This is a genomic window from Sphingopyxis sp., from assembly GCF_035686825.1.
Classification (GTDB): domain Bacteria; phylum Pseudomonadota; class Alphaproteobacteria; order Sphingomonadales; family Sphingomonadaceae; genus Sphingopyxis.
The window spans coordinates 257,427-282,548 of record NZ_DASRYZ010000007.1 but is presented as its reverse complement, the minus strand read 5'-3'; the positions used below and the strand labels follow the sequence as shown (position 1 = coordinate 282,548).

The following is a 25,122-nucleotide window of genomic DNA, read 5'->3' as shown; positions in this document are numbered from 1 at the left end:
CGCGCCTTTGGAACAGGTTTCAATTTGGGACGCCCCCGGCCGGTGCATTGGCCGGAGTTTCAGAAGGAAGCCGCGGCCCCAGCGCCTGCCTGATCTGCGCCAGCCGCACCTCGAGATCGGGCCGCCACGACGCATCGGCGGGGCTGCGCGCGAGCAGCCCGCTCCACACCGCCTCGGCGCCCTTGAGGTCGCCCCCTTGCGCGAGCGCGAGCCCCGCGAAGAAGGGCGGCGCGGGATGCGACGGATCGCGCTTCGCCGCCTCGTCGAACGCGAGCGCCGCCGCGGGCGACATCATGCCGCCGCCATGCGCCGCGAGCGCGTTGCCGAGCCCGACCCACAGGTCGACATTGTCGGGATATTTCTCCAGCCCCTTTTCGAGCGTCTTCGCCGCCAGCTCGGTCTTGCCCGTGCGCGCGAAGCCGTCGGACATGCCGAGCCACTGCGCCGCGGGACCAAAGCGTTCGGCCATCCCCTGCCGCTGATCGGTGATCGCCTCGCCAAAGCCCTCGGGCTCCTCGGCCGCCGCCACGGGCTTACCCGGCAGCGAGGGATTGCCCTGCAGCGCATAGCCCGCGAGCCCCAGCATCACCGCCGCCCCGGCGAGCGGCCGCGCCGCCGCGGGCAGCTTGCCGAGCCAGAAAATGCCGCCGATCGTCAGCACGGCGGCGAGCAGGACCCACAGCCAGGTCATGCCGCGTCCTCCACATCATCCTTGCCGCGCCGGAACCGCCCGAATGCCAGCCAGCCGCCGATCGCGAGAAACAGGAGCGGCCCCAGCCACAATAGCGCCGTCGCGCCGTCGAACGGCGGGTCATAACTCACCCAATTGCCATAGCGCGCGACGAGCCAGGCCTTGATCTCGTCCGGGCTCTCGCCCGCCGCGATCTTGCTCCGCACCTCGTGCCGCATATCGCCCGCGAGCGGCGCGTCGCTGTCGGCGATCGACTGCCCCTGACAGACGAGGCAGCGCAATTCCTCCATCAACGCCTTGGCGCGCGCTTCCTTGGCCGGATCGTTAAGCTGCTGATAGGCATAAGGCGCCGGCGGCAAGCGGTCCTGCGCCGCCAGCGGCAGCGCCAGCGCGCCGAGCAGGCAGAGCAGGATCAGCCGCAGGCTCACTTCATCGCCTCGAGCTTCGCGACGATTTCGGGCACCTGATCGGCGAGGATCACGCCCTGAATCTGCTCGCGGATGATGCCCTTGCCGTCGATCAGGAAGGTTTCGGGCACGCCCGACGATCCCAGCGCGATCTGGACGCTGCTCTGCATGTCGGCGCCGATGCGGTCGAACGGATTGCCATATTCGCGCAGGAACATCGCGACATCCTCGGGCCGGTCGCGGATCGCGATGCCGTCGATCGGCACCCCCGCGGCCTTCAGCGCCTCGAGCTGCGGCGCCTCGGCGCGGCACGGGATGCACCAACTCGCGAACACATTGACGAGGCGCGGCTTGCCGTCGGCGAGCTGGCTGCTCTTCAGCCCCTCGACCCCCGCGGTCGCGGGCGGCAGGTCGAACAAGGGCATCGGCTTGTCGATCCACTGCGACTGGATCAGAGTCTCGGCGGGCGTCACCAGCCGATAGATGAAGGCGCCGAACAGCAACCCCATGATCGCCAGCGGCACGAACAGGACCCAGCGGTTCTTCATGGCGCGAAACGTTCCTCCAGTTTGCGGGCACGCCGCGCGCGCCAGATCGCCAGCAATTGCGCGCGGCCGAGCATCGACAGCGTCGCCCCAACCGCGATCAGCGCGCCGCCGAGCCAGATCCACCATACCAGCGGCTTCCACCACAGGCGGATCTGGTAGCGGTCGGCGCGGCCGTCGTCGCCCGTCACCGGCTGGCCGAGCACGGCATAGAGCTGGCCGCCCGGCCGCGTCAGCAGCGCCGCTTCATTGGTCTCGGTCGGCGCGGTGCCCATCAGGCCCGGAAAGGTGCGCGCCTCGGGCTTCATCGTAAAGCTGCTTCCCGACGATGTCGTCGCGACCAGCGTCCCCTCGATCGCGGTATAATTCGGCCCCGCGACCGGCTTCACCCCGGCGAACTTCACCGAAAAATCGCCGATCCTTATGTCCTCGCCCGGCGCCGCCGCGACCAGCCGCTCCTTGATGAACGCGCTTTCGGCGCCCATGCCGGCTAGGCACACCGCGACGCCGAAATGCGCGACGACCATGCCCCAGGTCGGCAGCGGCGTGCGGCGGAGGTTGCGTCCCCACAGCGGCGCGAGGCTCGCGACCGCGACGATCCCGGCGACGGTCATCCCGAGCAGCGGCAAGATACCGACCTTGCCGCCGAACAGGATCAGCGAAAAGAGCACCGCCGCCCCCGCGAACAGCGCCAGCGGCAGCCGCGACCACAGCCGCTTCCCGTCGTCCTTGCGCCAGCTGAGCAACGGCCCCGCGACCATCACGAGGCAGAGGATCAACGCGAGCGGCCCCGCGACGCGGTTATAATAGGGCGGCCCGACCGAAATCTTCTCGCCCATCGCCTCGGCGACGATCGGATAGAGCGTGCCGAGCAGCACGAGCGCGAGGATCGTCGTGAGCAGCAGATTGTTGATCACCAGCGAACCTTCGCGGCTCAGCAGCGCGAATTTCTTGCCCTCGGCGACCGCCCCGGCGCGCAGCGCGAACAAGGTCAGCGCGCCGCCGATATAGATCGCCATCAGCACGAGCAGGAAGGTGCCGCGCTCGGGATCGACCGCGAAACTGTGAACACTCGTCAACAGCCCCGACCGCACGATGAAGGTCCCGACCATCGACATCGAAAAACCGATCACCGCGAGCATCACCGTCCACGCGCGCAACGCGTTGCGCGTCGCGGTCACCGCGACCGAATGAAGCAAGGCCGCGCCCGCGAGCCACGGCACGAGCGAGACATTCTCGACCGGGTCCCAGAACCACCAGCCGCCCCAGCCAAGCTCATAATAGGCCCAATAGCTGCCCGCGGTGATGCCCAATGTCAGGAAAATCCAGCTTCCGAGCACCCACGGCCGCATCGCGCGGGCGAAAGCCGGGCCGATCTCGCGCGTGATCAGCGCCCCGACGGCAAAGCTGAACGCGACCGACAGCCCGACATAGCCGACGTAGAGCGTCGGCGGGTGAAATGCCAAGCCGATGTCCTGGAGCAGCGGGTTGAGCCCCTGCCCGTCGGGCGGCGCCACCGGCAACCGCTTGAACGGGTTCGACGAAAAGAGCAGGAAGGCGAAGAAACCGAGGCTCAGCGCCGCCTGCGCCGCGAGGGTCGCAACCAGCGTATCCTCGCGCAGCCTTTTCTCGAAAATCGCGATCAACCCGCCCGACAGCGACAGGATCATCAGCCACAGCAGCATCGATCCTTCGTGATTGCCCCAGGTCCCCGCGATCTTGAAGATCATCGGCTTCAGGCTGTTGCTGTTGCGCGCGACGAGTTCGACCGACATGTCGGAGCGTACGAACAGCGCGATCAGCAGGCCGAAGGCGGCCGTGGTCAGCACCCCCTGCGCGACGCTCGCCGGGCGCACGAGCGACGCGAGATCCTTCGAACCACCGCGAAGGAACAGCGTTCCCGCGACCAGCGACAGGCAAGCAAGCGCCGCCGCGATCCACAACAGGGCCAGACCGGTTTCGGCGATCATGTCGCGGCCGCCGCCTTCATATCCTTGGGCATCTCGCCCATCTGCGGCGGCATATAGCGCTCGTCATGCTTCGCGAGGATACGATCGGCCACGAAAGTCCCGTCGGCGCGCATCCGGCCGTCGGCCACCATGCCGCTCTCCTCGCCGAACAGGTCGGGGACAATGCCTTTATATTCGACCGGCACCGACGCCTTGCCGTCGGTCGCGACGAAACGGATCGTCAGCCCGTCGGCCTGGCGCACGATGCTGCCCTTGGCGACCATGCCGCCCAGCCGCATCGCCTCACCGACCGCGGCCTTGCCGTCCTGTATCTCGACCGGGGTGCGGAAATAGGCCGCCTCGTCGCTGAGCGCGCTCGCCGCGAGCACACCCGCACCCGCAACGCCGCAGAGCGCGACCAGCGCGAGGATCAATCGCTGATGCTTCGCCTTCACTTGCGATCCTTTCGCAGCGCATCGCTGCGCTTCTCGGCCTTTTTCATCGCGCGCCAGCTCGTCCACAGCACCGCCGCGGTCAGCACCGCCGTCAGTCCATAGGCCGCGGCGACGAACGCCCATTGGCCGCCCCCGCTGATCACCCCCGTCACGCCTCTATTCCTCCTCGTCGGCCAGTCGCCGCAATCGCGCCGCGACGCGGTTGTCGGCGATGATCCGCCGCATCCGCATCAGCACGATCGCCCCGAATAGCAGCGAAAAGCCGAGCACGGTCAAGCCCAGCGGCCACAGCAGCGCATTGTCGATGCTCGATCCCGACAGCGTGATGCTCGGTCCCTGATGCAGGCTGTTCCACCACACGACGCTGCGGTTGATGATCGGGATGTTGATCGCCCCGACGAGCGCATAGATCGCCGCGCCACGCGACAGCGAACCGCCTTGCCGCTGTCCGTCATCGCCGCTCGTCAGCGCGATGAAGCCCGCATAGAGGAAGAGCAGCACGAGCATCGAGGTCATCCGCCCGTCCCACTCCCACCAGGTGCCCCACGTCGGCTTGCCCCAGATCGATCCGGTCGCGAGGCAAAGCGCGGTGAACAGCATCCCCGGCACCGCAATCGCGCGCGCGGCGATCCCCGACAGCGGATGCCGCCACACGAGCTGCACCAGCCCGGCGATCGCGAGCGACGTCCAGCCGCCCATGCCGAGCCACGCCGACGGCACATGAACATACAGAATTCGCGCGGTTTCGCCCTGCTTGTAATCGCCCGGCACCATCGTCAGCCCGGCGAACGCACCGCCGAGCACAAGCAGCAATCCGGCGCCGAGCAACCACGGCGTCAGCGGCTTGGCGATCGCCAGAAAACGGGTCGGATTGGCATAGGCGTGCATCGGTTTCGCGTCGTCCTTAGGCGAGCCGGACAGGAGGGTCCAGCGATTTGCCCGGCGCGACCCGGCGGCGCTCGTGTTGCCTGGCCGGAACATCGCGTCAAGAGTCCGCTGCCTCGCCTCGCCCGGGCCCGTTCCGATACCGAATGGCAGGTTTCTACGGGTTGGCGACGTTGGCTCCGTCTAGCTCACCGACTACAGCAGACTTGCAGGATAGGGGTGATGACGATGACCGACGTGCTCGACAAGGGACCATTCTTTCACGGCACAATCGCGGATTTGCGCGTGGGTGATTTCCTTACCGCGGGATTCCGGTCAAACTATCGCCCCGAGGTGGTGATGAACCACATCTATTTCACGGCTCTTGTCGACGGTGCGGGGCTTGCCGCCGAGATCGCGGCGGACCTCGACAAAGGCGGCGCGGTTCCGCGTGTTTATGCCGTCGAGCCGACCGGGGCATTCGAGAACGACCCGAATGTCACCGACAAGAAATTTCCCGGCAATCCCACCCGGTCATATCGCAGCAGCGCACCGCTCAAGATCATCTGCGAAATCACCGATTGGGCCAGATTGACGCCCGAAGCACTGCAATCGTGGAGAGAAAGACTGGCCGCACTGCGCGCGGACGAACGCGCCGAAATCATCAACTAGGGCTTACCCCTCCGGCCGCGTCCAGATCCAGCTCCCGGTCACCGCCGCGGCGATCACCGGCAACATCACCCATGGCCAGGGCGAAAAGATCGCGGCCAGCACGATACTCAGCGCGAAGGCGGCCGTCGCGGCGATCTTGCCCTTGCGGCTGATCGCCCCCTTCTCGCGCCACGCGACGATATGATGCCCGAAATGCGGATGGTTCAGCAGCCAGGCTTCGAGCCGCGGCGACGAGCGCGCGAAGCAGAAGGCCGCGAGAATTACGAACGGCACGGTCGGCAGCAGCGGCAGAAAGGCGCCGATCGCGCCAAGCCCCAACGACGCCCAGCCCGCGACCAGATAGAAATGCCGTTTCATGCAAAGCTGGCTTAGCGGAATTACCGTTCCGCGCCAGCCCTCGAAGCAGTTCAGCCCCGTCCGATCAACTTCTGCGCCATCCGGTCGGCGACGACCGAAGCCGGCGTCCCGCTCGCCTTGCTTTCGGCCCAGATTTCGGCCAGCCGGCCCGGAATCTGGTGAATGCGGCTCTCGACTTCCTCGCGGCTCCCCTGCCCCAGATATTCGAGCGCGACGTTGATGATGCCGCCCGCGTTGATCACATAGTCGGGGGCATAGACGATCCCGCGGTCGTGCACGCGCTGCCCGTCGGCCGCGGTCGCAAGCTGGTTGTTCGCGCCGCCCGCGACGATCGGGACGCGCAGTTTCTCGATGCTTTGCTCGGTCAGGATCGCGCCCAGCGCATTGGGGCTCAGCACGTCGGCCTCGACCTCCATGATCGCCGCCGAATCGGCAAGCTCGGCGCCGAGCTCTTCGGCGAGCGCCTTCGCGCGCGCCAGATTGACGTCGGCGAGGGTCAGCTTCGCGCCTTCGGCCGCCAGCCGCCGCGCGACGCCGCCGCCGACGCTGCCGACGCCCTGGATCGCGATGCGCACATCCTTGGCGCTGTCGGTGTTCAGCCCTTCGCGAATCGCCGCCTTGATGCCCAGATAGACGCCGAGCGCGGTGAACGGCCCCGGATCGCCGCCGGCATCGGCGCCGCTCGCCACCGGAAGCCCGCTGACATGCTTCGTCTGCTTGGCGATCTCGACCATGTCGGCGTCGGTGATCCCGACATCCTCGGCGGTCACATAGGCACCGCCGAGCGAATCGACCGCACGGCCGAACGCCGCGAGCAGTTCGGGGGTCTTCGCCGCGCCTTCGTCGGCGAGGATCACGCCCTTGCCGCCGCCCATCGGCAGCCCCGCCATCGCATTCTTGTAGCTCATCCCGCGCGACAGGCGCAGCGCGTCGGTGATTGCCGCCGCGCGCTGCGGATAATGCCAGTAACGCACCCCGCCCGCGCCCGGCCCGAGATGCGTCGAGTGGACGGCGATGACCGCGGTAAGTCCGCTGGCGCGATCGCGGAACATGTGGACATGTTCATGATCGTCGAAATCGGCGAAATCCCAGACAGCGGACATAGACTCATCCTCGCATTAGAAAATTACGTCCAAACGCAATAATCCGATAGGGACTGAGAGTCACCCCAAATCCCGCATATGCATGAAGATAGAGAAAATGGGGCGACCAACGGGGCTCGAACCCGCGACCTCCGGTACCACAAACCGGCGCTCTAACCAACTGAGCTATGGTCGCCACATGTCGGGCGAAACCGCCTGCGACAGCGCGCGGCGATAGGCGCGCCCTCCCCCTTCGTCAAGCATTGTTCGTGTCGGGCTAGGCCGGTAAAAGCGCGCCATGGCCGGGAACAAACATGTCGACATGGCGACCTCGGGCGCCGACCGCACCGCCGATCGGCTCGCCGCCGTTCCCGGCATCCGCCGCGCACCGACGCCGAAGCTCCAGCAGTTCATGCTGTCGCACTTCCTCGATGCCGAAACCTGCACCGCGCTGATCGCGCAGATCGACCGCGACGTGCGCCCCTCGACCATCGCCGATCCCAATGGCGACGACGCCTTTCGCACCAGCACGACCTGCGATCTCGACCACCGCGACCCGCTGGTGATCGCGCTGAACGACCGGCTCCACGACCTCACCGGCATTCCGCTCGAATATGGCGAGCCGATGCAGGGCCAGCGCTACGACGTCGGACAGGAGTTCAAGGCGCACACCGACTATTTCGACCCGCACGGCGCCGATTGGGAGACCTATTGCGCGATTCCCGGGCAGCGGAGCTGGACCTTGATGATCTATCTCAACGAACCGGCCGCGGGCGGCGCCACCCGCTTCCTCGCGACCGGCAAGATGCACCAGCCCGAGGTCGGCAAGCTGCTCGCGTGGAACAATGTGCGGCCCGACGGCACCGCCAACCCCGAAACCCTCCACCACGGGATGAAGGTGCGCAAGGGCCGCAAATATATCATCACCAAATGGTTCCGCGAACGGCCGTGGCCGTGGGCGGAGGGAGAGCTGGCATAAACGTCGTCCCCGCGAAGGCGGGGGCGACGGATTATGATCTACCGAACCAGCCGATACTGGAAATTCAGCGTCAGCGTGTTCGCGACCTGCCCCGGTTCGACGGGCGTCGCCTTCGCCTCGGCCGCCATCATTCCGCGCGCATAGGGCATCGGCGGCTGCGGGCCGCTGAAGCTGCCTTCGCTGATCGAGACCAGCTCGACGCCGCGAAAACCGGCAAGCTTCGCATAATCCTGAGCTTTCGCCTCAGCCGCCTTGATCGCCGCGCCGCGCGCGCCGACCAGTTGGGCATCGGCGTCCTTCATGCCGAACCACGGCCCGTCGATATTGGTGCCGCCCGCGGCGACCAGCGCGTCGAGCAGCGGACCGATGTCGTCGATCTTGCCCGTGGTCGCGCGCACCGTGTTGCTGACCTGATAACCAAGGAAGCGCGGCGGCTGGCCGTCGGTGCGGTTGTTATAGTCATATTGCGGCGACAGGTTGATGCCGCTCGTCTGGATGTCCTCGGCCTTGATCCCGCGCGCCTTCGCGGCGGCGATCAGCTTGTCCATCGCCGCGGCATTGGCGCGCATCGCTTCGACCGCGGTCGGCGCGGTCGTCGTCACCCCGGCGCCGACGGTCGCCTGGTCGGGGCGCGAGCGCACCTCCTCGCTGACGCTGAAGCTCAGGATCGGACCTTGGGTCGTTGCTGCCGTCACCGTCGAACCTCCTTGCTGCGCGACGGCGGGCACCGCCGCCATCAGGGCCAGACCGGATGCCATAGCTGCGAGCATTTGCTTCGTCATTTCATTCTCCTGCGAACCGGGCTTCCCGCCCGATATAATCTCCGCTCCGTAACGCAGACGGAGCAGACCCGTTCCGGCCTTTGCGCGGACGGCGCTTGCATGATGCTGAACGCGCCAGTAGCGAGCCGTTCATCATGGCAGCACCCATTCTTTCTTACGAAGGCCTCGGCCTGGTCCAGGGCAGCGGCTGGCTGTTCCAGGACCTCGACATCTATGTCGGCGAACGCGACCGCCTCGCGCTGATCGGCCGCAATGGCGCGGGCAAGACGACCTTGCTCAAGCTGCTCGCCGGGCGGATCGACCCCGACAAGGGCAAGCGCACGATCGTCCCCGGCACCCATGTCGTGATGCTCGAACAGGAACCCGACTTCCGCCCGTTCGCGACGCTGATGGATTTTGCCGTCGCCCCGCCCAATGCCCCCGAAGCCTTCGAAGTCGCCGCGATCGCCGACCAGCTCGGCATCGACATGAGCCGCACCGCCGCCAGCGCCTCGGGCGGCGAGCGGCGCCGCGCCGCGCTGGCGAGGGCATTGGCGCAAAGCCCCGACGTGCTGCTGCTCGACGAGCCCACCAACCATCTCGACCTCGCCGCGATCGACTGGCTCGAAAGCTGGCTCGCGCGCTACACCGGCGCCTTCGTCGTGATCAGTCACGACCGCACCTTCCTCACCCGCCTGACACGCCAGACGCTGTGGCTCGACCGCGGCAGCATCCGCCGCAAGGAGATCGGCTTCGGCGGTTTCGAGGAATGGAGCGACGCCGTCGCCGCCGAGGAAGCGCGCGCCGCACAGAAACTCGATTCGAAACTGCGGCTTGAGGCGCATTGGCTCGAACGCGGCGTCACCGCTCGGCGCAAGCGCAATCAGGGCCGGCTCGAGAAGCTCAAGGAAATGCGCGCCACCCGCGCCGCGATGATCGGCGGCCCCGGCGTCGCCAAGCTCGGTCTCGCCAACGACGATGTGCGCTCGAAATCGGTGATCGTTGCGGAGGGCGTGTCGAAAAGTTTCGGCGACCGCACGATCATCAAAAACCTCGACTTCCGCGTCCAGCGCGGCGACCGCATCGGCATCGTCGGCGCCAACGGCGCGGGCAAATCGACCCTGCTCAAGCTGCTCACCGGCGAGATTCAGCCCGACAGCGGCAAGATCACGCTCGCCCCGACGCTCGACGGCATCATCATCGACCAGCAGCGCAGCCTGCTCTCGCCCGAAAAGCGCGTCCGCGATATCCTCGCCGGCGGCGGCGACTGGGTCGAGGTGCGCGGGGTCAAAAAGCATATCCAAGGCTATCTGAAGGAATTTCTTTTCGATCCCGCCGTCGTCGAGGCGAGCGTCGGCGCGCTCTCGGGCGGCGAACGCTCGCGCCTCCTCCTCGCGCGCGAATTCGCCCGCGAATCGAACCTGCTGGTGCTCGACGAGCCGACGAACGACCTCGACCTCGAAACCCTCGACCTGCTCCAGGAAGTCATAGCCGACTATGCCGGCACCGTGCTGCTCGTCAGCCACGACCGCGACTTCCTCGATCGCACGGTGACGGTGACGCTTGGGCTCGACGGAACCGGCAAGGTCGATATCGTCGCGGGCGGCTATGCCGATTGGGAAGCGAAACGCGTCAAACCCAATGCCGCCAAGGCCAAAGCATCAGGCGCCGCACCGTCGCCGCCACCCACCGCGCGCAAGAAGCTCAGCTACAAGGACCAGCGCGACTACGACCTCCTCCCCGCCCGGATCGAAGAGATCGAGACGGAGATGGCGGGAATCGAGACCGAGCTGTCCGACGGCAGCCTGTTCACGCGCGACAACGCACGCTTCAATGCGCTGACGGCGAAGCTCGACACGCTGCGCGAGGAAAAGGCGGCCGCGGAGGATCGTTGGCTGGCGCTGGCCGAGGAGGTCGAAGCGCTGGGGTGACGTCCGAAAGCCTTGGCAATCGCACAAAGACACGACATGGCGCGCCGAAGGGGAGAAATAATGGAAGACAACAGCGCACGAGAAAAACTTGTCGGCGTCGGTGGGTGGCTTGCGTTTCTGGTTTTTCTTCTCCTGATCGTATGTCCGATCCTGTTATTGCTCAGAGCGATGGCGAATGTAAGAGAGGCTGCGATGCTCAACGAGGTTCTATTCGGCCCCAATACACAAAGCTACATCAGCTCCAGCTGGATACTGGGTTTTGTTGCCGCCGCTGTTTCGATCTTTCTCGCCTATCGGCTCATTGCCGCCCGCCGCTGGTCATCCATCCGGATCGCCGTCATCGGCCTCTGGTGCCTGACGCTGATACCGATATTGGCGGATTTTGCCATGAAGGCAGCTTTTTTCACAGACATCGCTGATTATCGCGCGTCGCTTGTTCCGAACGCACTACGTGCGGCTGGAATATCATGTGTTTTTGCTGTCGTTTGGACAGCTTATTTGATGATGTCGAAGCGCGTGGCATATACCTATGACAAGCCGGCCTAAGGGACGGAACCCCCTCCCTGCTAGCGCGCTTCACCCCGTCCCATAAAAGCGCGCGAGCCGGTCAAGCGCCAGACCGAGCACCAGTTTGCCCGACCGCGCCGGCCAACCCAACGCCTTCTCCGCGCCGCCGATCCCTTCCCCGGCGCAAATCACCCGCCAGCAAATATCGGCCAGCCCCGGCCCCGCCGCATCGAGCGCCGCGTGAAAGCGCCGATGCGCGTCGATCCGCGCCAGCGACGCATCCGACGCGCGCGCGCCGCCGCGGCTCTTGCCCGGCGGCGCGGCATCCCAGCGCATCGTCACCCGCGCCGCCAATCCGGCGCGCTCATAATCGCCGCGAAGCCCGCCCCGAGCTGCGCCGGCGTGAGCATCCCCCGCGACGCCAGCCAGGCGATCGGACTCTCGGCGACATTCACCGTCACATGCCGCATCACCTGCGGCCCCGCCTTGCCCGGATCGATCCGGTCGTCGGGGTGGATGCGCGTTTCGAGGCGGCGTGCGGTCATGCGATTCTCCTTTGCTGCACACCGGGCTTGACACTGGATTATTTTGTAGGAAAGAAGAAACCGATTTGGTTATTCGAGGGTCAGCCATATGATCAACAGCATTCGCTCCGTCCGCCGCGCCAAGGGCCTGACGCTCGAGGAGGTCGGCCAGCGCTGCGTCCCGCCGACCACGGCGCAAACGATCGGCCGCCTCGAAACGGGCACGCGCACGCTGTCGCTCGGCTGGATGAACCGCATCGCCGCAGCGCTCGGTGTCGACGCCGCCGAGCTCGTCCAGCTGCCGCAGGATACGCAGCTCACGATCACCGCGCTGCTCTCCGCCGACGGCGCGACCGCACCGACGCGCGTCGAGCAGGCGCTGACCGCGCGCCCGGGCGAGGATATGGTCGCGGTGCGGGTCACCTCGTCGATCGGCGATTATCGCGCCGGCGACGAAATCTGGTGCCGCCGCATCAAGGGCGACTGGGCGAGCATGCTCAACCGCGATCTGCTCGTGCCACGCCCCGCGGGCCGTTTCTTCTTCGCGCGGCTGCTCAACGTCGACGGCGAGAAGCTCCACCTGCTCCCGCTCGGCACCGGCCAGCGCCAGCAGGTCGTCAGCAATCCGCCCTGGGCCGCCGTCGCCGTCCGCCTGCTCCGCACGCTCTGAGTGCCCATCCCCTCACCCCTGCGCGTCCTCAGCATCGCGACGCTGTTCCCCGACGCCGCGCGGCCGAATTTCGGCCTGTTCGTCGAGAAAAGCCTGCGCGCGCTCGCCGCACAGCCCGGGATCGAGCTCATCATCGTCGCACCGGTCGGCCTGCCGCCCTTCCCGCTGTCGCTGCACAAACGCTACCGCGCGCTCCGCAATCTGCCGCAAACCGAGCAATGGAACGGCGTCACCGTCCTGCGCCCGCGCTTCACGCTGATCCCGCGCTACGGCGCGCGCTTCAACTCCGCACAGGTGGCGCGCGCGGTCCTCGGCGCGGTGCGCGATCGCAAATTCGACGTCGTCGACGCCCAATTCTTCTACCCCGACGGCCCCGCCGCCATGCGCGTGGCCCGCGCCCTGGGTCTTCCCTTTTCGGCCAAGGCGCGCGGCGCCGACATCAGCCATTTCGGCCATGACCCCGCAACAAGATCGCAAGTGATCGAAGCCGGCGCCGAAGCCGCTGGCCTGCTCGCGGTGTCCGAAGCGATGCGCGGCGACATGGCGGCGATCGGCATCGATCGCGCCAAGATCGCCGTCCATAATACCGGCATCGACACCGCGCGCTTCCATCCTGGCGACCGCGCCGCGGCGCGCGCGTCGCTCGGCATGGACGATTCCCCCGCGATTCTGACCGTGGGCGCGCTCATCCCGCGCAAGGGACAGGCGCTGGTGATCGCGGCGCTGCCCGCGCTGCCCGGCGTCGAGTACTGGCTCGCCGGCGCCGGCGAAGAAGAAGCCCGTTACCGCGCGCTCGCCCGCGAACTCGGCGTCGAAGCGCGCGTCCATTTCCTCGGCCCCGTCGCCAACGCCGACCTGCCGCAACTCTATCGCGCCGCCGACGCCGTCGTCATGCCGTCGGCGAGCGAAGGCCTCGCCAATGCATGGGTCGAAGCGCTCGCCTGCGGCACACCGATCGTGATCAGCAACGCGGGCGGCGCCGCCGAGCTGGTGACGTCGCCAATCGCCGGCCGCATCGTCGAGCGCGCGCCGCAGGCGATCGCCGAAGCCGTTCAGGCCATACTCGCGAGCCCGCCCTCTGCCGCCGACGTCGCATCCAGCCTCGGCGGCCGCTTCGACTGGGACCGCAACGGCCGCGAACTCGCCGACCATCTGCGTCGCTGCGCCGGGGGCTAGATACGGCAACGCCGGCCCGCTCGCAGAGCGGACCGGCGCCGGTTATTCTCAAATGCTGACGATCAGACGACCGCGCCGTCGTCCTTGCGCTCGATGCGTTCGCCGCCTTCCATACCCGCGGTCGTCCGCGGAACGAAGCTGTGCGGACCGACCTTCAGCCACACCAGCACCGGCGTCGACATCAGGATCGACGAATAGGTGCCGACGAACACACCGAACAGGATAGCGGCGGTGAAGCCGAAGATCACGTCGGGGCCGAAGATCAGCAGCATGCCGAGCGCGAGCAGCATTGCGACGCTCGTCATCACCGTGCGCGACAGCGTCTCGTTGATGCTGAGGTTGAGCAGCGGAACGATGTCCATCTTGCGGTATTTTTTCAGATTTTCGCGGATACGGTCATACACGACGATCGTATCGTTGAGCGAATAGCCGACGATCGTCAGCAGCGCCGCGACGCTGTTGAGGTCGAACTGGAGCTGCGTCACCGCGAAGAAGCCAAAGGTCAGCGCGACCTCGTGGAACAGGCGCCCCAGCGCGCCGACGCCGAACTGCCATTCGAAGCGGATCCAGATATAGATCGAGATGCCGAGCATCGCGAGCGCGAGGCTGATCGCACCGGTACGCAGCAACTCTTCGGACACCTTGCCCGACACGGTTTCGACCGATCCCGCCTTCGCATTCGGGAACGCCTTCTGGATTCCCGACACGAGTTGCTGTCCCGCGCGTTCGGCCGCGGCCTTGTCGCCGTCGGGCAGCGCGGTGCGGATCGACACCGCCTTGTCCGATCCGAACTGCTGGATCGTCGCTTCGCCAAGGCCGATGTCGCCCACCTTGTCGCGGATGTCGTCGATCGGCGGCATCGTGCCGGTGAATTCGACGCGGACCGATTGGCCCCCGACGAAGTCGATGCCGAGGTTCAATCCCTTCACCGCCACGAGCGCGATCGAGATGACGACCAAGAAAAAGCTCATGAACGAGGCGACCTTGCGCCACCGCAGGAAATCGATGTTCGTGTCGTCGGGGACGAGTTTGAGCAGACGCATCTTTCGCTCCCTCCTTTAAATGTTGATCGCCGTCGGACGCTTGGTCCGCAGCCAATGGGCGACGAACATGCGCGTGACGGTCACGGCGGTGAAGACGCTGGTGACGATGCCGATGGTCAGCACGACGGCGAAGCCCTTGATCGGACCCGAGCCGAACCAGAACATCAGCGACGCCGCGATGACGTTGGTGACGTTCGCGTCGAAAATCGCGCGGCTCGCTTCGGTATAGCCGAGCTCGACCGCCTGAAACACCTTGCGCCCGCGTTTGAGTTCCTCGCGTATGCGCTCGTTGATCAGCACGTTCGCGTCGACCGCGGCGCCGATCGTCAGCACGAAACCCGCGATACCCGGTAGCGTCAGGGTCGCGTTGAACGCCGCCATGATCGCGACGATCAGGAAGACGTTAAAGATCAATGCGATACAGGCATAGATGCCGAACCGGCCATAAACGACGATCATCAGCACCAGCACCGATACGGTGGCGATGATGCCCGCGATCGCGCCCTTGCGGATCGAATCGGCGCCGAGTTCGGGGGTCACGGTGCGTTCCTCGACGACGGTCATCTTCACCGGCAGCGCGCCCGAGCGCAGCGAGATCGCCAGCGCGTTGGCGCTTGCGACGCTGAAGCTGCCCGAAATCTGCGCGCTGCCGCCCAGGATCGGTTCGTTGATCGACGGCGCCGACAGCACCTTGCCGTCGAGGACCATGGCAAAACGCTTGCCGACATTCTGCGCGGTCACCTTGGCAAAGGTGCTCGACCCGCCCGAATCGAAGCGGATCGACACGACCGGCTGATTGCTCTGCGGATCATAGCTTTGCTGCGCGTTGATCAGCTGCTCACCGCTGATCATCACCTGGCGGCGCAGCACTTCGAACGGTGCGCCGCTACCCTCACCCTCGGCATAGGGGACGATTTCGCTGCCCACCGGCACGCGGCCCGCAGCGGCTTCGGCGGGGTCGGCATTGGTGTCGACCATGCGGAATTCGAGGCGCGCGGTCTTGCCGATCAGTTCCTTCAGCGCCGCCGGATCCTGCAGCCCCGGGACCTGCACGACGACGCGGTCATTGCCTTCGCGGATGATCGTCGGTTCGCGCGTGCCGAGCGCGTTGACGCGCTTGTCGATGATGTCGCGCGCGGTATCCATCGCATTCGCGACCGCCTGCGCCTGTCCCGCGCTCGTCGGGGTCAGCACGATGCGCTGCGAGTCGATGACGTCGATGCTCCAGTCGCGCTGCCCGGTCAGCCCGGCGCCCTGCGTCTCGCTGAACAATCGTTCGCGCGCGGCATCGAGCTGCGTCTGGTCGCGGACGAGGAAGCTGATCCGGCCGCCCGCATTCGACAGCTCGCCGATCGCTATGTCGTCGTCGGGGCCGCTTTCGGCGCGCATCGCGGTGCGCACCGTCTTTTCCATGTTGGTGAGCTGCGTCTTCCGGAGGTCGGCAATGTCGGCCTCGAGCAGCAGGTGACTACCACCGGCCAGATCGAGGCCCAGATTGACCTTCGCCTGCAGAACCGACGGCAGGCTCTCCCGCGTCGGTTCGGGCAGGAAGCTGGGGATGGAAAAGAGAATACCGAGCAGCAGGATGATGCTGATGCCGATGGTTTTCCAGCGCGGGAAATCGAGCATAGTCTTGAGGATCCGATAGCAAGAGCGAGGGCCGCGGGAGAGCCGGCCCCGCCGCGTCAGTCGTTGGCGGGTTTGCCACCGGGCTGGAGGACGTCGGCCAGGGTCGACTTCACGACCTTGATCTTCACCCCTTGTGCGATTTCGACATCGACGAAATCATCGTCGACGCGCGTGATCTTGCCGACGATGCCGCCGCCCGTCACCACCTGGTCGCGCGGCTTGACCGCCGCGACCTTGGCGCGATGTTCCTTCGCACGCACCTGCTGCGGGCGGATCAGGAAGAACCAGAACACCGCGAAGATCAGCAGATAGGGGACCAGCATCAGGAAACCGGCAGCCCCGCCGCCCGATCCGGCCGCCTGGGTCAGAAGCAATTGCGTCGACATGGATGAAAAACTTTCGTTACAGGCAGCACCCGATCCCCTCCGGAGCGAGCGCGCAAATATGGCGCGGCGCCTATCATGCAGGGGCCTTGCGCGCAACCGGTCGTGCACGCGCCTCCCCCGTGGCAGCCGCGCCCGAAATGGGGTCCGCGGCGGCGAGATCAAGCCCGCGGCATCAATCGGCCGAAAAGCCGCCATCGCGGCTTGCATCCCCCGCCAAGGCGCGCTAGGGGCCTCGCCTGCCCAATCGGGCCGGTCGGGACGTAGCGCAGCCTGGTAGCGCATCACACTGGGGGTGTGGGGGTCGGAGGTTCGAATCCTCTCGTCCCGACCAATTTTTCCAAACACATTGACAGCTTGCTGACAGCATGGCTTCGCCATTGGCGAGGCCCCTCAACGCGCGGCCGCGCGCAGCAAGAAAGCGGACGACAATGCAGGCAGGCTTTTTGATCGTTGCCGCCGCATTCCTCACGTCCATCCTCTCGGGCATTTTCGGCATGGCGGGCGGCCTTGTCTTCATGGGCGTGCTCGCGTGGATTTTGCCCGTGGCCCCCGCGCTCGCGCTCCATGGCGTAATCCAGTTCGCATCGAACGTCTGGCGCGCCCTGCTGCACCGCGCGCATGTCGCCTGGCCGGTCCTGCTTTGGTTCGGGATCGGCGCGGCGGCCGCGATCGGCTTCTTCTCGCTGCTGATCTTCACCCCAACCAAATTCTACGTCTTCCTTGGCCTCGGCCTGATGCCGGCCCTCGTCTGGCTGCCCGAACGCTGGCTCGCGCTCGATGCGACCAATCGCTGGCACGCGATGGGCGGCGGTTTCGTCTCGACGGGACTCGCGCTCGTCTCGGGCGTGTCGGGCCCGGTGACCGACCTGCTTTTCATCCACAGCAAGCTGAACAGGCACCAGGTCGTAGCAACCAAGGCGGTGATGCAGGCGATCGGCCATGCATCAAAGATTCTCATCTACGGCGCCGTGCTGTTCGGCGTCTCGGCGCGTGAAGTCGTCCCGCTGCCCGTCACTGCGGTCGCGGTGCTCGCGTCGATGGCGGGCATCATGGTCGGCGGCGCGATCCTCGACCGCATCAGCGAGGCGCATTTCCGGGCGAGTCGCCGCTGGATCCTCACGATCATCGGCGCGACTTTCCTCTATCAGGCGATCCAGATCGCCGCCGCTTGAGCATTGCGATACAGCACACTACGAGCGCCCGCATGGAATTTGCTCCCGAAATCTTCGCCTTCCTCATCGCGGTCGCTTTTCTTGCGGGGACGATCGACGCGATGGCGGGCGGCGGCGGCCTCCTCACCATTCCGGCGCTGATGGCCGCCGGCGTGCCGCCCGTATCGGCGCTCGCGACGAACAAGCTGCAAAGCACGATCGGCACCGGGTCGGCCTTTGCGACCTTCTGGCGCGCGGGGCACGTCGATCTCCGCCGCTTCGCCTGGCCCGCGGCGGGCGCCTTTGCGGGCTCGGTGCTCGGCGCGACGGCGGTCCAATATGTCGGCTCGGATTTCCTCGCCGCCTTCGTGCCCGTCCTCCTGATCGCGATGGGCCTTTATTTCCTGCTCGCGCCGCCGATGAGCAGCGTCGATCGCCACGCGCGCACCGGCCCGCTCGGCCTCACCCTCGTTGTCGCCGCGCTCGGCTTCTACGACGGCTTCTTCGGTCCGGGCACCGGCTCGTTCCTGACGCTGACGCTCGTCGCACTCGGCGGGCTCGGGTTCGTGCGCGCAATCGGCAACACGAAATTCCTCAATCTCGCGACCAATATCGCGGGCCTGCTCGCGATGATCGTCGGCGGCCACGTCCTCTGGCTGCTCGGCCTGTCGATGGCCGCCGCCAATGTCGCGGGCAATCAGCTCGGCGCGCGGCTCGCGATCCGCTTCGGCGGGCGCGGAGTGCGGCCGCTGCTCGTCGTCATGTCCTTCGCGCTCACTGCAAAGCTGCTCGCCGACCCCGCCAATCCGCTCTGGGATCTGTTTTAGGGCTCGCCTTCGCCCTCACCGTCGCCCTCTGCCGGCGGCGGCGGCGCGGCGCGCTTCTTGCGGGTGGCTTGCATTTCGGTCTTGTCGACCGCGCCATCGCCATTGGTATCGGCGCGCTTGATGAAGGCGTCGATCTTTTCGGGGCTCTTCAGCGTCGCATCGCCCCGCCGTTCGGCGCGCATTTCCATCATTTTGGTGATTTCGGCCTTGTCGAGCTTTCCGTCGCCATTGGCGTCCATCCGCTCGAACATGCGCCCGCCACCCTGCGGCGGCTGCGCGGCGGCAACGGCCGGCAGCGCCAAACCCAGCGAAGCGACAATCCAGATAGCTGTCTTCACGTCATATCCTCTCGAATGATGCGGCGACTTCGCCGCGACGTCCCGGTTCGGGAATGACGGCGCGATGTCGCAAAATTATCCCAGCACCGCTCGTCCCGTCACGGTTTCAACACGACCTTCCCCACCGCCTCGCGCCGTTCGAGCATCGCGAACCCTTCGCGCCAGTCGGTGAGGTCGAGCGCGGCATGGACGTGCGGCCGGATCTTTCCCCCGTGCGCCAGCGCGTCGATCGCCGCGACATTCTCCGCTCCCCGTTCGGGAAAGCGCCGGCCATATTCGCCCGCGCGCACCCCGACGACCGAGAAACCCTTGATCAGCGGCATATTGACCGACACCTCGGGAATCCGGCCCGAGGCAAAGCCGACGACGAGCAGGCGTCCCCCGAAAGCGATGCAGCGCGTCGATTCGTCGAAGACATCGCCGCCGACCGGATCGAAGATCACATCGGCGCCCTTGCCGCCGGTCAGCGCCTTCACCTCTTCGCGGAACCCCGGCCCCGCCGCAATCACCGCATCGGGTGCATAAAGCCGCGCGACCGCTTCGCGCTTCTCTTCGCTGCTCGCCGCCGCGATCACGCGCGCGCCGAGCGCCTTCGCCAAATCGACCGTCGCCAGCCCGACGCCGCCTGCGGCGCCGTGGACGAGCAGCCACTCGCCGGGCTCGATCCGCGCGCAACGGACGAGCGCGACATAGGCGGTCAGATAGGCGACGGGATAGGCGGCCGCTTCCTCCCAGCTCAAACCGCCGGGTTTCGCGCGCAACGCGCTCGCGGGAACCACTGCATATTCGGCCATCGCGCCAAAACGATTGCCGCCGACGACCGCGTCGCCCGCCGTCCAGCCGGTCACCCCCTCGCCCACCGCATCGACCTCCCCGGCGAACTCCAGCCCCGACACAAAGGGAAGTTCGGGTTTCAACTGATAGCCGCCCGAGGTCATCAGCAGGTCGGGGAAATTCACCGCCGCCGCGCGCACGCGCACACGGACTTCGCCGGGTCCGGGCACCGGCACCGCCAGATCGGCCAGCCCCGCGCCGCCATGATCGGCGAGCAATTCACGCACCTGCAAAGCCCGCATCGCGAAAAAGCCTTTCCTACAATATTCCAATATGGTTCGTTTTACTTGCTAGACAAACCAGAAGGAGTGAATCATGCCAAAACCCGACCCACTCGCAACCGACGCCGACGCGCTGATCGACGCCGTCATCGACCGCGAAGGCCGCTATGTAAACCACCCCGCCGACCGCGGCGGCCCGACTTGCTGGGGAATCACCGAAGCGGTCGCAAGGGCCGAAGGCTATGCCGGCGCGATGCGCGACCTGCCGCGCGCCGACGCGGCGTCGATCTATCGCCGCCTCTATTGGCTGCACCCCCGCTTCGACAGGGTCGCGCTGCGCGCCGCGAAGATCGCGGCCGAACTGTTCGACACCGGCGTCAACATGGGCACCGGAACCGCCGCCGGCTTCCTTCAGCGCGCGCTCAACGCGCTCAACCGCGCCGCGCGCGACTATCCCGACATCGCGGTCGACCGCGAGATCGGCCCGCGCACTCTGTCGGCACTCGACGGCTTTTTGAAGACGCGCGGCAGGGGCGGCGAGACCGTCCTTCTCCGCGCGATGGAGGCGCTACAGGGCGAACGCTACATCGCGCTCGCCGAACGCCGCCCGAGCCAGGAAGCTTTCCTCTACGGCTGGCTCGCGAACCGCGTCGGACCGGACTGACCCGACGCGCCGACGGGTATCATTATACCGGGACGTATTATGAACTTTGACAACTTCCAGCAAAAGGACATCGAAACATGAGCATCATCGAAGGCCTCATCGGCCCCATCGCCAAGCTGATCGACAAGATCATCCCCGACCCCGAAGCGCGCGACCGCGCCAAGCTCGAACTGCTGAAACTTGAAGGCAGCCAGGAAATGGAGGCGATCCGCACCCGGATGACCGCGATCGTCGCCGAGGCGAGCAGCGCCGACCCCTGGACCAGCCGCGCACGGCCGAGCTTCCTCTACGTCATGTATGCGCTGCTGCTCTGGGCGATCCCGATGGGCCTGATCGCCGCCGCGCGGCCCGAGATGGCAAAGGGCATCGCCGAGGGCATGAACGCCTATCTCGCGGGCATCCCCGAACCGCTCTACGCGCTCTTCGGTACGGGCTATCTGGGCTACACCGCCGCAAGGGCGTGGGGGAAGGCGAAGGGGGTCGAAGGATAAACTCAATCGTCGCCCCCGCGGAGGCGGGGGCCGCAATCGGCCTAGCGCAATGTGGCCTGCGGTCCCCGCCTTCGCGGGGACGACGGCTATTCCTCCACCACAGCTGCCAGATTCGCCAGAGACGAATTCAACCCCACCTCGTGATCCTTCGCCGAAATCCCCGGCGGCACATGGTGCGCGTCGATCGTCACCAGCGTGCCGCCGCCCTGCCGCGACAGATACCAGTGCATCTCCATCGTCCCCGAAAAGCGCGGGTCGTCGGACTCAAATTCGACCTGCCACACCACCAGCCGCCCGTCGTCGAGCGTCGGAATATAGACTTCCACGACATCGCTATCGTCGTCGCTCTTGGTCTCGACATCGGCGTCGTCGAAGGTCAGCCGCATCAAAAAGCCGCCGCCCGCGCGCAGATCGACATGCTCGAACGTCCCCGTCGCACCCTCGGGCGGCAACCATTGCGCGAGCTTTGTCGCGCTTGTGAAGGCCGCGAAGACATCAACCAGCGGAGCGGCGATCAGCCGCTCGGCATGATCGACGCGCCGCGTCTTCTTGGTCGGTTTCAAGCGAGCGCGGCTTTGACCGCTGCCACGGCAGCGTTCGCCGCGCCGCCGTCGGGGCCGCCGCCCTGCGCCATGTCGGGACGGCCGCCGCCGCCCTGCCCGCCGAGCGCCGCGACCGCCGCCTTGACCAGATCGACCGCGCTGTGGCTGCCGGTCCTGTCGTCGGTCACCCCGACCGCAACCGAGGCGCGCCCGTCGTTGACCGCGACGAGCATCGCGACGCCGCTGCCGACCTGCTTCTTGAGGCCATCGACCGTGCCGCGCAATTCCTTGGGATCGAGCCCGTCGACCACCTGCGCGAGGAAGGCCACATCGCCGACCTGCTCGACCGCGGGGCCCGCCGCCGAACCGCCGCCGCCGCCAGAACCGCTAAGAGCCAACGCCTTCTTCGCATCGGCCAGTTCGCGCTCGGCCTTCTTGAGCTGCTCGGCGAGCGCCGCGACGCGCGCCGGCACCTCGTCGGGGGACGTCTTGAGCGCCGCCGCCGCGCTTTTAAGCGCCTCGTCACGGCCGTTGAGCCAAACGCGCGCCGCTTCGCCGGTCAGCGCCTCGATGCGCCGCACGCCCGAGGAAACCGCGCTTTCGCTGACGATCTTGAACAGCGCGATGTCGCCCAGCGCGCGAACATGCGTGCCACCGCAAAGCTCGACCGAATATGACTTATCATCCGCCGCCCCCATGCTGAGCACGCGCACCTCGTCGCCGTATTTCTCACCGAACAGCGCCAACGCGCCCGCCGCGACGGCGTCGTCGGGTGTCATCAGCCGCGTCGACACCGCCTCGTTGCCGCGGATCTGCGCGTTAACATCGGCTTCGATCTGCACGATCTCCTCGGCGCTCAGCGCCTTCGGGTGCGAGAAGTCGAAGCGGAAGCGATCTTCGGCGACGAGGCTGCCCTTCTGCGTCACATGCCCACCCAGCTGGTTACGCAGCGCCGCATGCAGCAGGTGCGTCGCGCTGTGATTGGCGCGAATGCGGTCGCGGCGTTCGGCGTCGACGGTCAGCTGCACCGTGTCGCCGACCTTCAGCGTCCCCGCTTCGAGCTTCGCCTGATGCGTGTGCAGGCGGCCGAGCGGCTTGCCGGTGTCGCTCACCACCGCCTTTGCGCCTTCGAGCGTCGCGATCGTCCCGGCGTCGCCCATCTGGCCGCCGCTTTCGCCATAGAAGGGCGTCTGGTTGGTCAGCACGACGACCTCGTCGCCCGCCTTCGCCTCGTCGACCGGCTTGCCGTCCTTGACGAGGCCGATTACCGTCGCTTCGCCCGCGGTCGAGGTGTAGCCGGTGAATTCGGTGCTGCCGTTGGTCTCGGCGAGGTCGAACCAGATTTCGTCCGACGCCTTTTCGCCGCTGCCCTTCCACGCCGCGCGCGCCGCCGCCTTCTGCTGCGCCATCGCCGCGTCGAAGCCCGCGCGGTCGACCGCGATGTCCTGCGCTCGCAGCGCGTCCTCGGTCAGATCGTAAGGGAAGCCGAAAGTGTCGTAGAGCTTGAACGCGACCTCGCCCGCCAGCGTATCGCCCTTGCCCATGCCCACCGTTGCCTCGTCGAGCAGCCTCAGCCCCTTGTCGAGCGTCTGGCGGAACTTGGTTTCCTCGCGCTCGAGCGTCTCGGCGATCAGCGGCTGCGCGCGGATCAGTTCGGGATAGGCGGCGCCCATCTCGGCGGTCAGCGACGGCAGCAGCCGGTGCATCAGCGGATCCTTCGCGCCGAGCAGATGCGCATGGCGCATCGCGCGCCGCATGATCCGGCGCAGCACATAGCCGCGTCCTTCATTGGACGGCAGCACGCCATCTGCGACAAGGAAGCTCGATGCGCGGAGGTGATCGGCGATCACCCGGTGGCTGGCCTGCGTCGCGCCTTCGGCGGGCACGCCGGTCAGGTCGACCGACGCCGCGATCAGCGCCTTGAACGTGTCGGTGTCATAATTGTCGTGGACGCCCTGCATCACCGCCGCGACGCGCTCGAGCCCCATGCCGGTGTCGATGCTCGGCCGCGGCAGATCGACGCGCTCGCCGCCCGGCATCTGCTCATATTGCATGAACACGAGGTTCCAGATCTCGACAAAACGGTCGCCATCTTCTTCGGGCGATCCCGGCGGGCCGCCCCAGATATGGTCGCCATGATCATAGAAGATTTCGCTGCACGGCCCGCACGGCCCGGTGTCGCCCATCGACCAGAAATTGTCGCTCGTCGCGATGCGGATGATGCGCTCGTCGGGCAGGCCGGCGATCTTCTTCCACAGGTCGAACGCCTCGTCGTCGGTGTGATAGACGGTCGCGGTCAGCTTCTCGGGCGCGAGGCCCCAGGTCTTGGTGATCAGCGTCCACGCATGGTGGATCGCCTGTTCCTTGAAATAGTCGCCGAAGGAGAAATTCCCCAGCATTTCAAAGAAAGTATGGTGCCGCGCGGTATAGCCGACATTGTCGAGATCATTGTGCTTCCCGCCCGCCCGCACGCACTTCTGCGCCGACACGGCGGTGCTGTAGGGGCGCTTTTCGAGCCCCGTGAAGACATTCTTGAACGGCACCATGCCCGCGTTGACGAACATCAGCGTCGGGTCGTTATACGGCACCAGCGGCGCCGACGGCTCGATATGGTGCCCCGTCCCCCCAAAATAGTCGAGGAAGGAGCGGCGAATGTCGTTGGTCGATATCATGCGCGCGATCTAGTGCGGAACGACGCGTTTCTCAAGCGCGATGCGCGCGGTCGCACTTGCCATCTAGCGTCGGCAGAGGCGATCGAGTTCCTCGTCGCTCATCCCCTCCTCGTCGATCAGCTTCTGCGAAACATAGCGCACGTCATATTGCGCGATCTGATATTTGCTCTCGCCGACCCGATAGACGAGCACGCCCCCGCAAGTCCCGGCAATCCCGGGATGCGAGCTGATGACGGCAAAAAGCGCATAGGCGCCGGGATAGCTGGCGTCGGGGGGATTGTTCATCCAGCCGTCCAGCCGCGCCGTGAAGCTGCCCGAGCCTGTCTGGTGCGCCTTCGCCTCGCGGCTGAAGCGGTTCATTTCCTCGGTCGTCGCCTCGAGCTGCGGATCCATCATCGCCGCCAGCGCCCGCCCGTTACCGGCGTCGAGATTGTCCAGAAAGCGCGTCACATATTGGGTCGCGGCCGCGGTGTCGGCCGCGCTCGCCTTCCAGTCGGCCGGCACGGGCTTGTAGGGATCGGTGGCGGGATCGAAGCAGGAAAAGGCCTGACGGAAATCCTTGATGATCGTGACGCCGCGCTCGACATCGATCTCATTGTCGAAAAAGAAGCGCCCATAGCGGACGCTCTGCCGCCCGCACCGTTCGGCCGCCATCAGCTTTATCCGCTCGATGACCGGCGTGTACTGGTTCTCGTCGATCACCGGAACCGTCGCGGCATAACCGCGCCCCGGCTCCGCTTCTGCGCCACGATTC

The 25,122-nt window shown here is 66.5% G+C and carries 28 protein-coding genes, 2 tRNA genes and 1 pseudogene; 11 read left to right on the top strand and 20 right to left on the bottom strand.

Annotation, left to right across the window (positions count from 1 at the left end):
- Window positions 1-19: 19 nt before the first annotated feature.
- From VFG17_RS19180 to ccmC, 7 genes are read right to left on the bottom strand one after another with little or no spacing between them, the layout of a single operon-like run.
- The gene (locus VFG17_RS19180) at window positions 20-691 is read right to left on the bottom strand and encodes a tetratricopeptide repeat protein (protein WP_325030971.1); all 672 of its coding nucleotides are present in this window, start codon (window positions 689-691) and stop codon (window positions 20-22) included.
- Window positions 688-1,113 (bottom strand): cytochrome c-type biogenesis protein, encoded by a 426-nt coding sequence (locus tag VFG17_RS19175; RefSeq protein ID WP_414712982.1) that lies wholly within the window; start codon window positions 1,111-1,113, stop codon window positions 688-690. The genes VFG17_RS19180 and VFG17_RS19175 overlap by 4 nt, the downstream gene beginning before the upstream one ends.
- A 2-nt stretch (window positions 1,114-1,115) precedes the next feature.
- Complete coding sequence (locus VFG17_RS19170; RefSeq protein ID WP_325030969.1) at window positions 1,116-1,646, bottom strand: DsbE family thiol:disulfide interchange protein; 531 nt, start codon at window positions 1,644-1,646, stop codon at window positions 1,116-1,118.
- Window positions 1,643-3,613, bottom strand: coding sequence for a heme lyase CcmF/NrfE family subunit (locus VFG17_RS19165; protein ID WP_325030968.1), 1,971 nt, complete (start codon window positions 3,611-3,613; stop codon window positions 1,643-1,645). The genes VFG17_RS19170 and VFG17_RS19165 overlap by 4 nt, the downstream gene beginning before the upstream one ends.
- A complete protein-coding gene (gene ccmE, locus VFG17_RS19160) occupies window positions 3,610-4,047 on the bottom strand; it encodes a cytochrome c maturation protein CcmE (protein WP_325030967.1) in 438 nt (145 codons plus the stop codon). The genes VFG17_RS19165 and ccmE overlap by 4 nt, the downstream gene beginning before the upstream one ends.
- Window positions 4,044-4,199: a hypothetical protein gene (locus VFG17_RS19155; protein ID WP_325030966.1), complete on the bottom strand. Its 156-nt coding sequence runs from the start codon at window positions 4,197-4,199 to the stop codon at window positions 4,044-4,046. The genes ccmE and VFG17_RS19155 overlap by 4 nt, the downstream gene beginning before the upstream one ends.
- Window positions 4,200-4,203: 4 nt before the next feature.
- A complete protein-coding gene (gene ccmC, locus VFG17_RS19150; RefSeq protein WP_325030965.1) occupies window positions 4,204-4,935 on the bottom strand; it encodes a heme ABC transporter permease CcmC in 732 nt (243 codons plus the stop codon).
- A gap of 219 nt (window positions 4,936-5,154) precedes the next feature.
- Between ccmC and arr the strand changes: the two genes are divergently transcribed.
- Entirely contained in the window at window positions 5,155-5,583 is a 429-nt protein-coding gene (gene arr, locus VFG17_RS19145) for an NAD(+)--rifampin ADP-ribosyltransferase (RefSeq protein ID WP_325030964.1), read from the top strand.
- A 3-nt stretch (window positions 5,584-5,586) separates the two neighbouring features.
- Here arr and VFG17_RS19140 read toward each other — a convergent pair whose 3' ends face one another.
- From VFG17_RS19140 to VFG17_RS19130, 3 genes are all read right to left on the bottom strand, one after another.
- Window positions 5,587-5,940, bottom strand: coding sequence for a YbaN family protein (locus VFG17_RS19140; RefSeq protein ID WP_325030963.1), 354 nt, complete (start codon window positions 5,938-5,940; stop codon window positions 5,587-5,589).
- A 50-nt stretch (window positions 5,941-5,990) separates the two neighbouring features.
- Complete coding sequence (locus VFG17_RS19135) at window positions 5,991-7,043, bottom strand: Glu/Leu/Phe/Val family dehydrogenase (RefSeq protein ID WP_325030962.1); 1,053 nt, start codon at window positions 7,041-7,043, stop codon at window positions 5,991-5,993.
- A 98-nt stretch (window positions 7,044-7,141) separates the two neighbouring features.
- Window positions 7,142-7,218, bottom strand: a tRNA-His gene (locus tag VFG17_RS19130).
- A 102-nt stretch (window positions 7,219-7,320) separates the two neighbouring features.
- Here VFG17_RS19130 and VFG17_RS19125 point away from each other — a divergent pair.
- Complete coding sequence (locus VFG17_RS19125) at window positions 7,321-8,001, top strand: 2OG-Fe(II) oxygenase (protein WP_325030961.1); 681 nt, start codon at window positions 7,321-7,323, stop codon at window positions 7,999-8,001.
- A gap of 38 nt (window positions 8,002-8,039) precedes the next feature.
- Here VFG17_RS19125 and VFG17_RS19120 read toward each other — a convergent pair whose 3' ends face one another.
- The gene (locus tag VFG17_RS19120; RefSeq protein ID WP_325030960.1) at window positions 8,040-8,783 is read right to left on the bottom strand and encodes an SIMPL domain-containing protein; all 744 of its coding nucleotides are present in this window, start codon (window positions 8,781-8,783) and stop codon (window positions 8,040-8,042) included.
- Between the two features lie 134 nt (window positions 8,784-8,917).
- Here VFG17_RS19120 and VFG17_RS19115 point away from each other — a divergent pair, with 134 nt between their 5' ends.
- Complete coding sequence (locus tag VFG17_RS19115) at window positions 8,918-10,693, top strand: ABC-F family ATP-binding cassette domain-containing protein (protein ID WP_325030959.1); 1,776 nt, start codon at window positions 8,918-8,920, stop codon at window positions 10,691-10,693.
- Between the two features lie 60 nt (window positions 10,694-10,753).
- Window positions 10,754-11,239 (top strand): DUF2569 family protein, encoded by a 486-nt coding sequence (locus tag VFG17_RS19110; protein ID WP_325030958.1) that lies wholly within the window; start codon window positions 10,754-10,756, stop codon window positions 11,237-11,239.
- Window positions 11,240-11,269: 30 nt separating this feature from the next.
- Here the strand turns inward: VFG17_RS19110 and VFG17_RS19105 are convergent.
- Window positions 11,270-11,670: pseudogene (locus tag VFG17_RS19105) on the bottom strand (DUF6456 domain-containing protein).
- 163 nt (window positions 11,671-11,833) lie between these two features.
- On the opposite strand from VFG17_RS19105, the gene VFG17_RS19095 reads away from it, so the two are divergent.
- Window positions 11,834-12,394 (top strand): helix-turn-helix transcriptional regulator, encoded by a 561-nt coding sequence (locus VFG17_RS19095; RefSeq protein ID WP_325030956.1) that lies wholly within the window; start codon window positions 11,834-11,836, stop codon window positions 12,392-12,394.
- A complete protein-coding gene (locus VFG17_RS19090) occupies window positions 12,395-13,570 on the top strand; it encodes a glycosyltransferase (protein WP_325030955.1) in 1,176 nt (391 codons plus the stop codon). It abuts the gene before it with no gap.
- Window positions 13,571-13,632: 62 nt separating this feature from the next.
- Here VFG17_RS19090 and secF read toward each other — a convergent pair whose 3' ends face one another.
- The 3 genes from secF to yajC are packed head-to-tail and all read right to left on the bottom strand — an operon-like array spanning window position 13,633 to window position 16,628.
- Window positions 13,633-14,613 (bottom strand): protein translocase subunit SecF, encoded by a 981-nt coding sequence (gene secF, locus VFG17_RS19085; RefSeq protein ID WP_325030954.1) that lies wholly within the window; start codon window positions 14,611-14,613, stop codon window positions 13,633-13,635.
- Between the two features lie 15 nt (window positions 14,614-14,628).
- The gene (secD, locus tag VFG17_RS19080; RefSeq protein WP_325030953.1) at window positions 14,629-16,242 is read right to left on the bottom strand and encodes a protein translocase subunit SecD; all 1,614 of its coding nucleotides are present in this window, start codon (window positions 16,240-16,242) and stop codon (window positions 14,629-14,631) included.
- Between the two features lie 56 nt (window positions 16,243-16,298).
- The gene (gene yajC, locus VFG17_RS19075; RefSeq protein ID WP_052182143.1) at window positions 16,299-16,628 is read right to left on the bottom strand and encodes a preprotein translocase subunit YajC; all 330 of its coding nucleotides are present in this window, start codon (window positions 16,626-16,628) and stop codon (window positions 16,299-16,301) included.
- A gap of 254 nt (window positions 16,629-16,882) precedes the next feature.
- Between yajC and VFG17_RS19070 the strand changes: the two genes are divergently transcribed.
- From VFG17_RS19070 to VFG17_RS19060, 3 genes are all read left to right on the top strand, one after another.
- Window positions 16,883-16,959, top strand: a tRNA-Pro gene (locus VFG17_RS19070).
- A gap of 97 nt (window positions 16,960-17,056) precedes the next feature.
- Window positions 17,057-17,800 (top strand): sulfite exporter TauE/SafE family protein, encoded by a 744-nt coding sequence (locus tag VFG17_RS19065; RefSeq protein ID WP_325030952.1) that lies wholly within the window; start codon window positions 17,057-17,059, stop codon window positions 17,798-17,800.
- A gap of 32 nt (window positions 17,801-17,832) precedes the next feature.
- A complete protein-coding gene (locus tag VFG17_RS19060) occupies window positions 17,833-18,606 on the top strand; it encodes a TSUP family transporter (protein ID WP_325030951.1) in 774 nt (257 codons plus the stop codon).
- Here the strand turns inward: VFG17_RS19060 and VFG17_RS19055 are convergent.
- Together VFG17_RS19055 and VFG17_RS19050 are read right to left on the bottom strand one after the other, a co-directional pair.
- Window positions 18,603-18,944 carry an EF-hand domain-containing protein gene (locus VFG17_RS19055; RefSeq protein ID WP_325030950.1) on the bottom strand — a complete coding sequence of 114 codons (342 nt, stop codon included), beginning with the start codon at window positions 18,942-18,944 and terminating at the stop codon, window positions 18,603-18,605. The genes VFG17_RS19060 and VFG17_RS19055 overlap by 4 nt on opposite strands.
- Before the next feature lie 98 nt (window positions 18,945-19,042).
- Window positions 19,043-20,020: an NADPH:quinone oxidoreductase family protein gene (locus VFG17_RS19050; RefSeq protein WP_325030949.1), complete on the bottom strand. Its 978-nt coding sequence runs from the start codon at window positions 20,018-20,020 to the stop codon at window positions 19,043-19,045.
- 73 nt (window positions 20,021-20,093) lie between these two features.
- On the opposite strand from VFG17_RS19050, the gene VFG17_RS19045 reads away from it, so the two are divergent.
- The gene (locus tag VFG17_RS19045; protein WP_325030948.1) at window positions 20,094-20,663 is read left to right on the top strand and encodes a glycoside hydrolase family 108 protein; all 570 of its coding nucleotides are present in this window, start codon (window positions 20,094-20,096) and stop codon (window positions 20,661-20,663) included.
- Between the two features lie 77 nt (window positions 20,664-20,740).
- Window positions 20,741-21,154: a holin family protein gene (locus VFG17_RS19040; protein WP_325030947.1), complete on the top strand. Its 414-nt coding sequence runs from the start codon at window positions 20,741-20,743 to the stop codon at window positions 21,152-21,154.
- Between the two features lie 86 nt (window positions 21,155-21,240).
- Here the strand turns inward: VFG17_RS19040 and VFG17_RS19035 are convergent, their stop codons facing one another.
- From VFG17_RS19035 to VFG17_RS19025, 3 genes are all read right to left on the bottom strand, one after another.
- Window positions 21,241-21,717, bottom strand: coding sequence for an SRPBCC family protein (locus VFG17_RS19035; protein ID WP_325030946.1), 477 nt, complete (start codon window positions 21,715-21,717; stop codon window positions 21,241-21,243).
- On the bottom strand, window positions 21,714-24,368 hold the full coding sequence (alaS, locus tag VFG17_RS19030) for an alanine--tRNA ligase (RefSeq protein WP_325030945.1): 2,655 nt from the start codon (window positions 24,366-24,368) through the stop codon (window positions 21,714-21,716). The genes VFG17_RS19035 and alaS overlap by 4 nt, the downstream gene beginning before the upstream one ends.
- Window positions 24,369-24,431: 63 nt before the next feature.
- Window positions 24,432-25,070 (bottom strand): hypothetical protein, encoded by a 639-nt coding sequence (locus VFG17_RS19025; protein ID WP_325030944.1) that lies wholly within the window; start codon window positions 25,068-25,070, stop codon window positions 24,432-24,434.
- Window positions 25,071-25,122 lie beyond the last annotated feature (52 nt).